Source organism: Corynebacterium felinum (assembly GCF_030408755.1).
In the GTDB taxonomy this organism is placed as follows: Bacteria; Actinomycetota; Actinomycetes; order Mycobacteriales; family Mycobacteriaceae; genus Corynebacterium; species Corynebacterium felinum.
Window position 1 is genome coordinate 1,993,173 of the sequence record NZ_CP047209.1, and the last position, 13,276, is coordinate 2,006,448.

The 13,276-nt window shown below is 55.1% G+C and carries 10 protein-coding genes; 6 read left to right on the top strand and 4 right to left on the bottom strand.

The features are described 5' to 3' along the window. Positions 1–379: 379 nt before the first annotated feature. Positions 380–1,726, bottom strand: coding sequence for an NADP-specific glutamate dehydrogenase (gene gdhA, locus CFELI_RS08480; protein ID WP_277103493.1), 1,347 nt, complete (start codon positions 1,724–1,726; stop codon positions 380–382). Positions 1,727–2,307: 581 nt separating this feature from the next. On the opposite strand from gdhA, the gene CFELI_RS08485 reads away from it, so the two are divergent. Continuing rightward, complete coding sequence (locus tag CFELI_RS08485) at positions 2,308–3,396, top strand: glycerate kinase (RefSeq protein ID WP_277103492.1); 1,089 nt, start codon at positions 2,308–2,310, stop codon at positions 3,394–3,396. Positions 3,397–3,431: 35 nt separating this feature from the next. Here CFELI_RS08485 and CFELI_RS08490 read toward each other — a convergent pair whose 3' ends face one another. Further along, positions 3,432–3,881, bottom strand: coding sequence for a hypothetical protein (locus CFELI_RS08490; RefSeq protein ID WP_277103491.1), 450 nt, complete (start codon positions 3,879–3,881; stop codon positions 3,432–3,434). Positions 3,882–4,062: 181 nt separating this feature from the next. Here CFELI_RS08490 and CFELI_RS08495 point away from each other — a divergent pair, with 181 nt between their 5' ends. Beyond that, positions 4,063–5,397, top strand: coding sequence for a DUF4921 family protein (locus CFELI_RS08495; RefSeq protein WP_277103490.1), 1,335 nt, complete (start codon positions 4,063–4,065; stop codon positions 5,395–5,397). Between the two features lie 645 nt (positions 5,398–6,042). Here CFELI_RS08495 and CFELI_RS08500 read toward each other — a convergent pair. After that, positions 6,043–6,996 carry a hypothetical protein gene (locus tag CFELI_RS08500; RefSeq protein WP_277103489.1) on the bottom strand — a complete coding sequence of 318 codons (954 nt, stop codon included), beginning with the start codon at positions 6,994–6,996 and terminating at the stop codon, positions 6,043–6,045. 341 nt (positions 6,997–7,337) lie between these two features. Between CFELI_RS08500 and CFELI_RS08505 the strand changes: the two genes are divergently transcribed. From CFELI_RS08505 to CFELI_RS08515, 3 genes are all read left to right on the top strand, one after another. Then, positions 7,338–7,493, top strand: a complete 156-nt coding sequence (locus tag CFELI_RS08505) for a hypothetical protein (protein ID WP_277103488.1) — start codon at positions 7,338–7,340, stop codon at positions 7,491–7,493. A 188-nt stretch (positions 7,494–7,681) separates the two neighbouring features. After that, positions 7,682–8,959, top strand: coding sequence for an amidohydrolase (locus CFELI_RS08510; RefSeq protein WP_277103487.1), 1,278 nt, complete (start codon positions 7,682–7,684; stop codon positions 8,957–8,959). Between the two features lie 69 nt (positions 8,960–9,028). Beyond that, complete coding sequence (locus CFELI_RS08515) at positions 9,029–10,252, top strand: amidohydrolase (protein WP_277103486.1); 1,224 nt, start codon at positions 9,029–9,031, stop codon at positions 10,250–10,252. On the opposite strand, the gene CFELI_RS08520 is transcribed toward CFELI_RS08515, so the two are convergent. Further along, positions 10,242–10,607, bottom strand: a complete 366-nt coding sequence (locus CFELI_RS08520) for a DCC1-like thiol-disulfide oxidoreductase family protein (RefSeq protein WP_277103485.1) — start codon at positions 10,605–10,607, stop codon at positions 10,242–10,244. The two genes, CFELI_RS08515 and CFELI_RS08520, sit on opposite strands and share 11 nt — an antisense overlap. Before the next feature lie 233 nt (positions 10,608–10,840). Here CFELI_RS08520 and CFELI_RS08525 point away from each other — a divergent pair, with 233 nt between their 5' ends. Beyond that, a complete protein-coding gene (locus CFELI_RS08525) occupies positions 10,841–13,228 on the top strand; it encodes a glycogen/starch/alpha-glucan phosphorylase (protein WP_277103484.1) in 2,388 nt (795 codons plus the stop codon). Positions 13,229–13,276: the final 48 nt, after the last annotated feature.

Here is a 13,276-nt window from a genome sequence, read left to right on the forward strand (position 1 = left end):
TGTGGAAATCGAGTAAAACTCGACCTTTTCCTCGCCACAAGCCCTCGCCCTAGGCGTGTGCAACACAAAGGTCGAGTTGCCATGAATAGCAGACCAGCTACGTTTTCGGGAGTGCGTAGAAAAAACCAACTCGACTTATTCCTTCCCTAGAGTGTTGTTGCTAGAGCGCAAATGCGAATAAGTCGAGTTAGCTGACCTGAACAAAGCCCACCGAGTAGTCCAGCCAGCATGTTCGTGACCATTAAGGATGAAAAATAGATACACCTCCCAGCCAACCCGAGCCCAGAGTTCACCACACAGGTGAAACGGAGGGTAACGAATTGTATGGGAGGTGATGCACAGATGCAGTTAGCGCTGCGAGGAGGTGTTGACGAAGGTTTTAGATGATGCCTTGAGCAAGCATTGCGTCAGCAACCTTCTTGAATCCTGCAATGTTTGCGCCGACAACGTAGTCACCTTCATGACCGTACTCGCGGGCGGTCTCAGCGCAGGTCTTGAAAATGTTGCGCATGATGCTATGCAAACGCTCATCGGTGTACTCGAAGGACCAGGAATCGCGGGAAGCGTTCTGCTGCATCTCCAGTGCGGAGGTAGCGACACCGCCAGCGTTTGCAGCCTTACCTGGGCCGAAGTGGATTCCCTTCTCGCGGTACACCTCGATAGCCTCAGCGGTCGATGGCATGTTGGCGCCTTCAGCAATGAACTTACAGCCGTTCGCTGCAAGGGTGCGTGCGTGGTCGCCGTTGAGCTCATTCTGGGTTGCGCACGGCAGTGCGACGTCGCAAGGAAGGTCCCAGATGGAACCGGTGGTGTGATAGGTAGCGCCTTCAACTTCGTCGACATAGACGGAGACGCGCTCGCGGCGAACTTCCTTGATTTCCTTCAGCTTGGCCACATCGACACCGTTCGGGGTGTGAACCCAGCCGGAGGAGTCGGAGAAACCAATGACGGTTGCGCCGAGTTCCTGCGCCTTTTCAATAGCGTAGATTGCCACGTTGCCGGAACCGGAAACAATAACCTTCGAGCCCTCGAAGGTTGCGCCATGCGCCTTGAGCATTTCGTGGGTGAAGTAAACACAGCCGTAGCCAGTTGCTTCGGTACGAACCAAGGAACCACCCCAGCTAAGGCCCTTGCCGGTGAGGACACCGGATTCGTGCTGGTTAGCCATACGGCGGTACTGGCCGAAGAGGTAGCCGATTTCGCGGCCTCCAACACCGATGTCGCCTGCTGGCACGTCGCGGTATTCACCGATGTGGCGGTGCAGTTCGGTCATGAAGGACTGGCAAAAACGCATGATTTCAGCGTCCGAGCGGCCCTTTGGATCGAAGTCGGAGCCACCCTTGCCGCCACCGATAGGCAGGCCGGTGAGGGAGTTTTTGAAGATCTGCTCGAAGCCCAAGAACTTAATGATGCCCAAGTTCACCGATGGGTGGAAACGCAGGCCGCCCTTGTAGGGGCCGAGCGCGGAGTTGAACTGCACACGGAAGCCGCGGTTGACCTGGACGGTGCCGTTGTCATCAACCCAAGGCACACGGAAGATGATCTGACGTTCTGGTTCGCACAGGCGCTGGATCAAGCCGTAGTCAGCGTAGTGAGGATCCTTTTCGAGGACGATTTTGAGCGATTCCATCACTTCAGCAACAGCCTGGTGGAATTCCGGCTCGCCCGCATTGCGCTGCAGGAGCAGCTCGTAGTAACCGGCAACCGTTTCCTGAATGTCAGACATAGTAGGTGTCCTTCCCTTTTGTGCCTTGAGTACTTAGATCCCAATCGAGCGCCCGCCCACCATTTCTTTTCTTTCACACAGTGCGCGCACAGCTCTCCCCCACGCGCGTTGCGATGGAAGTGAGGCACGAGCTCTATGTGCTCCATGCAGCCATGAGGGTAGCCATGAAGCGAAATGGGGGCCTAGTTGGGCTAAATTTGGACTGAAGTACGTTTTCGTTCTCAGTACGGTTTGCAATTCTACACAGCTATAGAAATTATTACCTACTCAACGACAGAAATACCCGCCCCCGAACCCATAGAACCACACCTCACAATACTTTTATTCACCCCTCAACAATTTCTATAGAACACTAGAATTACGCGGTTTTTCAGCACGACCGCGCCAACACATCAGATGTTTCACACACCCGTGAAACACCCTCCACCCCACCACAAAAGCCCCAGCACCACCGCACGCAACACTGCGACTAGGTGGAGGCGTCGACAAGCGAGCGACACGCAGGCTGCAACTACTTTTTTACCCACCTGCTTGCTAGGGTGTGACCCGAAAGAAACACCACCCACAGAAAGCACACACCCATGCGCATCCTCATCGCCCCCGACTCCTTTAAAGGCACCGCAACCGCCCCCGAAGCAGCCCACATGCTCAGCACCGCCCTTGCCACCGAGCTCGCCCACCGCGGCATCAACGCCGACATCACCACCTGCCCCATGGCAGACGGCGGCGAAGGCACCTCCACCATCTTCCACGGCCAGCGCATCACCCTACCCACCGTCGATGCAAACGGGCGACTCACCGAAGCAAGCTACACCTTCGACCCCGACACCGCCACCGCCTACATCGACGTCGCCGCCGCATCCGGACTACCCGCAGTACAAGACCAGCTCCAACCGCGCACAGCCGACACATTCGGAACAGGCGTGCTCATCGCCGACGCACAAACCCGCGGCGCAACCCGAATCACCCTCGGTTTGGGCGGAAGCGCCACCATCGACGGTGGCACCGGCATCTTAGTAGCACTAGGCGCAACCCCGCTGAATGCTGCCGGGCATCCGCTACGCCAAGGCGGCGCCGCACTCGTGGATCTCGACAGCATCGACACCGCACAACTCAACATCCCCGCCGCCGCCGTCGAATGGGTACTGCTCGCCGATGTGACCAACCCCGCAACCGGCGAATCCGGTGCTGCACACACTTTTGGCCCGCAAAAAGGCGCCAGCGCGCAAGACGTCACCGCACTTGAAGCAGGCATTGCCAAGCTGTGTGAGGTGTGCAATGTGGACCCCACCATCGCTGGCCTGGGCGCTGCCGGTGCCATCCCCGTGAGCATTGTGTGGCTATCTACCTTGCTGCACGGCAATGCGGATCACGTACACCTTGTCCCCGGCGCGACAGTGGTGGCTGATTCGGTGGGGTTGGCTGAAGCTGTTGCGCAGGCTGATGTGGTGATTACGGGCGAGGGCTGTTTTGATGCGCAGTCGCTGTCGGGCAAGGTTGTCGGTGAGGTGCTGAAGGTGTGTGCGGCGGCGTCCACCCCGCAGTGTTTCGTGGTTGCTGGAGCTTTTTCTGCCGATGTTCCCAGCGCACACGCCATTGAGCTTATCGACGCCGACATCACCGCCCAGCTTTCTGATGCGGCTGCACAAATCGCAGCGTTGATCGTATAACTGGCGCGGTGTCCACCCGCTGTTCTCGGAGCGGTTTAGGGGTAGATTGCCACCGACCACGGGCACAGCGCAGGAACTTCAAACTGTTCTTCCTTCATGAGCTCAACCGCATCACAAGGCAGTTGTGCCGGCGGGGTCAGAATCCTTGAATAGTGCATGGCCAGCTGGTTCATGCTGGTATGCACGCCAGTAACGGCGACGCTCAGGCGGGTGGGGATGAGAGTTTCGACGTCGACAAGCCCACACTCTTCGAGTTTGCCCGGAACGTCTTCGGCGAGCTCAAACTCTTCCTTGTGCTCAGTCACGTAGGCGTGTTGAAGCTGGTCAAGAACAAACTGATCGAACTGTGCGGGGCTTTCAACGCGCAGGGTAGCCTGCTCAACTTTCCCATCGCGTACAAGTAAATCGCCAAGCTGTTTAAACCGCTGGTTCACAGGCTCCGCAATATGGGGTGGGACGAGACATTCGAAAACGATATGTGGCATGGTTTCCCAGCTTAGCTAAAACCCACCCCCACGCGATGCCGGCACAACCACCCTCACCCTTTCATTCACATTGGACTGTCAGCTGGCGCACACACGTACAGGAGTGAAAAATTCGTGCGTTTTCGCGCCGATATGGGTGGGATTTTTGCCCGCTGCCCAGTTGCTCCTAGAGTGAAAAGTTATGAGCTTCCTTGCTGCACGCATCAACCCAATTCAGGTCATGGCTGATGGCACGGTCAAACAGATCAACCCATTCTCCGGCACCGAGGTGTGGACAGTTCCCGGACGAGGCAACCGCCCCATTACCACCCCAGCCCACGATTGCTCCCCACTCCAGCAGCAAGACCGCCACAGTTTTTGTGCTTTTTGTCACGACCGCATCAGCGAAACCCCACCAGAGAAATCCCGCCTGATTGCCGTCGACGATTCCTTCACCCTTCACTCAGGATTAAGCATCGAGCAACAGCAACGCGCACCTTACGAATTTCGCCGCGTACCCAACCTGTTCGAAATCGTCACCTACGACTACTGGCAGGCCAACTACCAGTACGAAATGGATGAACACACCCGATGCTGGATGAACAACTACCTCAATGATCCCGCTGGGCGCGCCCACGCCCTGAGCATTGTGAAAACAAAACTCATCGCCGCGGGTCGAAAAAATGAGGCAGAAAACGCGAGCGAAGAAGAATTACTGACATTCGCCGAAGCATTCTTCGCCGGTGGGCACGACGTCATCATCGCTAGGCGACACTTCAGCGACCACGCAACCAACCGTTCCCAACTCGCCTCCTGCGGCACCTTAAGCGTGGAAGAACACCGCGGGCTTATCCACTTCACCATCGCCGCCATGGACGATCTCTACCAACGCAACAGGTACGCCTGCTATGTAGCGGTCTTTCAAAACTGGCTCAAACCTGCCGGTGCATCCTTCGACCACTTGCACAAACAACTCGTCGCGATAGACGAACGCGGCTATTCCGCCGAACACGAAATAGCCAAGCTGCGACAAAACCCCAACATGTACAACGAGTGGGCAGTCGACTACGCAGCCAAACGCAACCTCATCATCGCCGAAAACGATCACGCCGTATGCTTCGCAGGATTCGGCCACCGCTACCCCACCCTAGAGGTATTCTCCACATCAGCCACCACCCAACCATGGCTGATGAGCAAAGAAGAAGTCGACGCCATGAGCGACCTACTCCACGCCTGCCACGCCGCCGCAGGCCCCGAAGTACCATGCAACGAAGAATGGCACCACCAACCCATTGACCTCGATATCCCCATGCCATGGCGCGTAATGATCAAATGGCGCATCTCCACCCTCGCAGGTTTCGAAGGGGTAACCAAGGTGTACCTGAACACCATCAGCCCCTGGCAATTGCGCGACCGAGTTGTTGATGCCCTCTACCGCCTACGCGATTCCAACACCATCGCACCAACGATTCGAATCGCCACCGAATGCGCCGTGGAACGCAACAGCCTCAAATACAATCCCCTGCTCACCCGCTAAACCACCCACGACTGCAGAAGGCATGCGTGCGCACCATCCCTTCTCCACCCCGCCTGCCCTACGCAGCGTTTCATAGAGAAACGCGCATGGGGCTCGTGAGGCAACTCGACTTTTCATGAACACTACCCCAAATTTCCTCGGGTGTCGCTCTTAAAAGTCGAGTTCATAGTTGGTAGTGGGTGCGTACCCCACGCTCTTACGCTCCCCTACTCCCGCTTACTCTCTTCCTGCTCGACTTTTAGGCCACCGACGCTAGAAAAGCCCATAACTTCAAGCGAAAAGTCGAGTTTCCTAGGGGAAGTACGCCAAAATCGCAGCGTGGAGCAAAGCTGTAGTTTGAAGGCTCTGGGGTATGAGGGCGTCGAAAAGCACAATCGCAGCGCTGCCCTACCCTGTTCTCCTCGGAATTTACACCGCGCAATCACGAGTTTCCTAGGTCAACACCACCGCGCCCTTGCGCTTCACGCTCTTTACGACGCCGGGCTAAAGATTGCAGTCAAAGATTGCACACACGCCCCTCCCCTAATCCATCTTTGTACTGGACTTATGCAAATAAAGTTCAGGCAAAGTCTCAGTTTTAAGCGCAAGCGATCCCCCAAAACGCCTGTGCACACAGGCACACAACAACGCGCCCTATCACTAAATTTAGGCAGCTTTAAGCTTTTGGTGGTTGTGGAGGAGATTGAAAATATCACTGATAAAACCGCTCGTGAGCTCATCGGGGTGATAGCGGATCATCACATACCCTCTATTTTGGATGCGCTTTTCACGAATACGCTCCTCAATCAGAGCTTCGGGATTATTCTTCGTCTTGCTGCGCCCATCAATCTCAATACCCAAGAAACCATTGATCAAAATATCAATGCGGTAGGTAGTATCCGTGAACGCAACCACAGCCTGAGTTTCAATAGATTCCACACCAAAAATTTCAGCAACTTCAATCATGTAACGCGCTTTAGTCTCATATAAACTCTCACTATTTTCCCGCGCCATCGACAATAAAGCCAAGGCATCAGGCTTGCCCGCCAACTTAGGCATGTTCTTTAAATCCCGGGCAACCCTCGCTTTCGACGTGCGCTTTTGATAAAAAGCCGCCTCGATAAACGACAGTGCATTCTCTTTTGACCCCGAGGCTACAAAATCGAGGAACGTGCGAGAAATGCTCGTCACACGAATGCCGTTTTCTATCACGATATCCTCCGGAGGTAACAGCCGCGACGAGTAGGTCACATGCTCACCACGCTGGTTGCGCGCTGGGGGTTTCATTCTGCCAGGAAGAGTCACAGTTACGGTTTTCATTAGTTTATTGTTTTCGAGGAAAGGTATCCCCAACACGCACGCCGCAGCTTCCCCACTCAGTACTGCACTTTTACGCGAAAGAGCAATCGCAAAACAACGCAGGACGTTTCGAACGCTCGGCAGCAAAGAAGCATAATCAGAACTGTAAAGACCCCACGTTGGGCAAAAGCGTACACAGCGCCGATGAGGTTCCACGTTGCGAAGGTACACCAGCTTCTGCAGCAAAGCAGCATGTTCAACTAACCCACGCATGTTTCGGTAGAAATAACCAGCTTTCAGGTACGACGTTTCTTTGCTCATACTTGTGATGTTTACACAGCGGTACAGGCTTGTCTTGTTGAGATTGCAAAACCACCCAAAACCTGTGGATAACCACACCAACACACTGTGATGCCGATCACAAATTGTGCACAACCTGTGGATAACTTTGCCCTCTCGCCCCACAATTGTGACACCACACACATAACGAGCGCGCTGCGCAGAAGCTTTGAAGCCCCAGAAGCCCTCAATCAGGAATTGCAAGCACGGAAAACCACACTCGCTCGACCTTTCCTTTCCTCCCCGCACTCAAACCCAAGAACTCAACTGGATTAGTCGAGTTGAATCACATTGTCACCTTGAACGAAGGTCGCAACACCTGCGTGCTTGAACGAACTCGACTCATTGCCCGCCTGAAGGTAAAAAAACTAGGCGGTGCGCAGAATAAGTCGAGTCCAAGCCCTGAATCCTCCGCCCGCCTTGAGTTTTTTTCACCCCACCACTCCTCCAACTCGACCTTTCAGGCTGGCGGGGCCTAAAACTCCTCAACGAAATCACTAAAAGTCGAGTAGCTACGTAGAGAGGCACCACACGAACGCAGCTTAGACAGCAAAGATGCACAGACAATAGGCGGAGAGGACCTAAGCTATCCCCCTGTTGAACTCTCCTAATAAAATTCTCTAGCCCCCATCATGGTTTAAGTATCAGCGCTGCTACAGTTGTGTAGATGAACCTCACTTCTTCCAACAAACCCTCCCCAGCGGACTTTAAAGCTACCTCATTCCTCGACGAGCAGGTGCTTTCGTGCGCCGATTATCCCAAGCTTGAGGCGTTCTACCAGGATCTTCACACCCACCCTGAGCTTTCTGGGGAAGAACAGATGACCGCTGAGAAAATCCTCGCTGAATTGCGCACCCTTGATGCCACCATCCATACAGGTATTGGTGGACATGGCATTGTTGCGGTCTTCCGCAATGGGGAAGGAACTACCGCACTTATGCGTGCTGATTTCGATGCACTTCCCGTTGAAGAAGAAACAGGCGTGGCCTTCACGTCCACTGTTCCGGGGAAGATGCATGCGTGCGGGCATGATATGCACACCACCATGCTTGTGGGGTTGTGCAGAATCTTTGATCGCAACCGGCATTTGTGGCGTGGCACGTTTATCGCGTTGTTCCAGCCCGCTGAAGAAACTCTTCAGGGGGCGCGCTCCATGGTTGAGGATGGTTTGGCGAAGCTGATCCCTACGCCCGATGTGTGCTTTGCTCAGCATATTGTTGCCGGTCGCGCCGGTGATGTTATCAGCACGGCTGGGGCGACTCTCACCGGCACGGACTCCGTGGAGATTATCGTGTACGGCAAGTCCGCCCACGGCTCTATGCCCCACACTGCCCAGGATCCTACGTTTGCTGCTGCGGCTATCATCCAGCGCTTTCAAGGCATCGTTGGGCGTGAGCTTGCGCCCGGCGATTTCGGGGTGATCAGCGTGGGTATGGTTGAAGCAGGTCATTCCCACAACACTATCCCTGGCCAGGCTCGCATTGTTGCGAATCTGCGCGTGTACAGTGAGAAAAATCGTGAGCTTCTGCGCAGCGCTATCGAGCGTGTTGTTAATGCTGAAGCTGCTGCTTCTGGGCTTACTTCCCCGCCGTCGATTCGTTATTTCAACCATGCTCCGGTCACGGAGAATGCGCATGAAGTCTTTAACACTATCCGCCCGCTTTTCGACGCCCATTTCGGTCCGCGCTCTCGTACTAGCTCCGGCGAAACAGCGTCCGAAGATTTCTCCCTGATCCCCACTGCTTTCAACTCCCCCTATTTTTATTGGTTTATCGGCGCGACCCCTGCCCACCTGTGGGATCATGCACAATCCACCGGCACAGTCGCCAGCACGATTCCCGTCAATCACATGTCGACGTTCTTGCCTGATTTTTTCCCTACGCTTTACTCTGGGCTGCGAGCCAGCGCGCTGGCCGTTGGCCACTACCTTTCCGCCAGCGTTTAAACTTCTCACACCCACTTCACCCCCATGCGGTTATCGCCGTACACGTGGCGAAACCTACACTACAGTCCTATGAGCCTTCTGGATACTGCACACCAACTCAACTACCCGCAGCTGAGGAGAATCTACGAGGATCTCCACGCCCACCCCGAGCTTTCTGGGCAAGAGCATACGACTGCTGAGAAAATCCTCGCTGAGCTGCGCAGCATTGATGCCACCATTCATAGCTCTATTGGTGGGTACGGCATCGTGGTTGTGTTGAACAATGGTGAGGGGAAAACTGCCCTTATGCGTGCTGATTTCGATGCGCTGCCTGTTGAGGAAAAAACAGGGGTGTCCTTCGCATCTACTGTTCCTGGGAAAATGCATGCCTGTGGCCACGATATGCACACTACTTCGCTGATCGCTGTTATTCATCACCTTGATAACAATCGACACCTGTGGCGCGGCACGTTCATTGCGTTATTCCAGCCCAGCGAAGAAAACGGCCAAGGCGCACTCGCGATGGTTAATGACAACCTTTTTGCCCACATTCCTACACCGGATGTCTGCTTCGGGCAGCATATCCTTCCTGGTCGCGCTGGGTCGATTATGAGCATGCCTGGGCCCATCATGGCAGCCTGTGATGCGATTGAGATCATCATTACTGGTAAGGCAGCGCACGGCTCCATGCCCCACAATTCCCTCGACCCGACGTATGCTGCGGCGGCAATTGTGCTTCGGCTTCAAGGTATTGTGGGTCGCGAGGTTGCCCCGAGTGATTTTGCTGTCATCAGTGTGGGTACTTTTGAGGCTGGGAATTCCCACAACACTATCCCTGGCCAGGCCCGCATTGTGCTTAACCTGCGCACTTATGATGAAAAGGTTCGCGCGCACCTGTACGAAGCGATTGAGCGTGTCGTTCGCGCCGAGTGCGCCGCCTCCAATTTCACTACTCCGCCGACGTTTCGTTATTTTGGGCAAGGCCCTGTCACCGATAATTCGCACGAAGTGTTTAACATAGTGCGTCCGCTTTTCGACGCCCACTTCTGCTCCCACTCTTTAGACGCTACCCCGTGGACTGCCTCCGAAGACTTCTCCTATATCCCCAGGGCAAAGAATATCCCCTACATGTTCTGGTTCGTTGGTTCCACCCCACACGAACTGTGGGATAAGGCAGTTTCAGAAGACCGCGTCCACGAGCTTGTGCCGGTCAACCACATGAGCACATTCCTGCCAGATTTCCGCAACACCCTTGACGGCTGCGTACACGCCACGCTTGCTGCACTGGAGGGCTACTTGGGAACTAAGGACTGATCCGGCAAGCATCCGCACCAATAAGGGGGCCGAGCTGATGACGTCGCAAAGCAATGCTGCGATATACCCGGCGCCACAGCGGCCGCAGTACCCCCGCACACAGCACGTTGCCTGCTAGCCGGATGAAGGATAACCGCCCCGCTGCACGCAGCGTCGCCCCAATTGCCTCATGCCCGAAATATGGTTCATGATCGACGATCGCCACAGCCTCAGTGGAAATGTGCTCTCTTACGCACTGTGAGAAATCTCCCTCACTCCACGCAGGGATCACAACAATGCTAGGGCACAGTCGCTGCAGCACTCGGGCACTTGCGTCACAAAAACCACAATCAGCATCGTAGTAAAACTCACACATGCGCCCCATTCTATCTATCGCCCCAGCGGGGCGCAGAAGGGTGCGCTCAACACTGTCGATAGTAGTTTTTATTTCCACCCGGACTACACTAAGCAACGACGAAGGCCACCGTTTCACTGCGCACACCGTGGTGCGCAACTGAAATACACAACCACGTGCCCTCACAAGCACACACTGGCACTTCGAGAGGAAAGAACCCTTTTTTAATACTTTGAAGGAGAAAACTTCCCACTATGAACGCATCTGAGCAGCTTCCAGCGCTGGATCACACCGTTGCAGGCCACGTTCGTGCCGCCTCCGGCACCTCCCCGAAGCATGCAACCGCCCGCAAATTCTGGTTCGGCCTCTCCGCGTCTGTCATGGAACAGCTCGCCGATCGTTGGGAGAAAACCACCCAGGCGTACAACGCCACCCGCCAGCAGCACTACTTCTCCGCGGAATTCCTCATGGGCCGCGCGCTGCTGAACAACCTCACCAACCTCAACCTCCTAGAACAAGCACAAAGCGCAACCAAGGCGCTCGGCCACGAACTCTCGGATGTTCTTGAAGCTGAAAACGATGCTGCTTTGGGCAACGGCGGCTTGGGCCGCTTGGCAGCGTGCTTCCTCGACTCCGCTGTCACCCAGGATTATCCTGTCACCGGCTACGGTATTTTGTACCGCTACGGATTGTTCAAGCAGATCTTCAGCGAAGGCTTCCAAACCGAAGAGCCCGATGCGTGGAAGGAAGACGGCTACCCCTTCGTGGTACGCCGCGAAAACCAGCAGCGCATTGTCACCTTCGACGATATGACAGTCCGCGCTACCCCATATGACATGCCGATTACCGGCTACGGCACCGACAACGTGGGCACCCTGCGGTTGTGGAAGGCCGAGCCCATGGAAGAGTTCGACTACGACGCATTTAACTCCCAGCGCTTTACCGACGCCATCGTCGAGCGCGAGCAGGTCATGGACCTGTGCCGCGTGCTGTACCCGAACGACACCACCTACGCCGGCAAGGTTCTGCGCGTTCGCCAACAGTACTTCTTCTGCTCCGCTTCCCTGCAGGCCATGATCGACAATTATATTGCGCACCATGGTAAGGATCTCAGCGATTTTGGTAAGTACAATTCCATCCAGCTCAACGACACCCACCCAGTGCTCGCCATCCCAGAGCTGATGCGCCTGCTCATGGATGAGCACAAGCTTGGCTGGGAAGAAGCTTGGAAGATCGTCAATGAAACTTTCGCTTACACCAACCACACTGTCCTAGCAGAAGCGTTGGAGCAGTGGTCTTGCTCGATCTTCCAGCAGCTATTCCACCGTATCTTTGAAATTGTGGTGGAGATCGATCGCCGTTTCCGTGAGGAAATGCGTGAGCGTGGTGTGGATGAGGGACAGATTGAGTACATGTCCCCTGTTCACGACGGCATGGTTCACATGGCCTGGATTGCCTGCTACGCTGCGTATTCCATCAACGGTGTAGCTGCCTTGCACACCGAGATCATCAAGGCTGAAACCTTGAAGCAGTGGCATGGCATCTGGCCTGAGAAGTTCAACAACAAGACCAATGGTGTCACCCCTCGCCGCTGGCTGAAGATGTGCAACCCTCGTTTGTCCGATCTTTTGACCCGCCTGTCCGGCTCTGATGCGTGGGTGACCGACCTTGATGAGCTGAAGAAGCTGCGCCACTTCGCCGAAGATGAGACTGTAATGCAGGAGCTTTTGGATATCAAGGATGCCAACAAAGCTGATTTCGCAGCGTGGATTAAGGACCGCCAAGGCCTTGAGATCGACCCGACCTCCATCTACGATGTGCAGATTAAGCGTCTGCACGAGTACAAGCGTCAGCTGATGAACGCACTGTATGTGCTCGATCTATACTTCCGCATTAAGGAAGATGGTGAGCACAACATTCCGAAGCGCACCTTCATTTTCGGCGCGAAGGCTGCCCCTGGCTACGTGCGCGCCAAGGCGATCATTAAGCTGATCAACGAGATCGCAAACTTGGTCAACAATGATCCGGTTGTGTCGAAGATTCTCACCGTAGTGTTCGTGGAAAACTACAATGTTTCCCCTGCTGAGAACATTATTCCGGCCGCTGATGTGTCGGAGCAGATTTCTACTGCAGGTAAGGAAGCATCGGGCACGTCGAACATGAAGTTCATGATGAATGGCGCGCTCACTTTGGGCACGCTCGACGGTGCGAATGTGGAGATCCTCGACTCTGTGGGCGAGGAAAATGCCTACATTTTCGGTGCGAAGGTGGAGGAACTTCCTGCCCTGCGTGCGCATTACAATCCACACCACCAGTATGAGACTGTTCCTGGTCTCAAGCGTGTGCTGGATGCGCTGGTGGATGGGCGCTTGCACGATAACTATTCGGGTATGTTCCATGACCTGCGTTCGTCGCTTCTCGACGGCGGGGGCTGGGAAACCCCGGATGTGTACTATGTGCTGGGCGATTTCGCCGCATATCGTGAGACCCGCGACAAGATGGCTAAGGACTTCTACGCTGATCGCCTGCACTGGGCTCGCATGTGCTGGGTAAACATTTGCGAATCTGGTCGCTTCTCTTCCGACCGCACCATTGGCGATTATGCCCGTGAGGTGTGGAAGCTGGAGCCTACCAAGATTTAGCCCACTCCCCTTGTACAACACTGCTCCCCACCATCAACTCTGCGATGG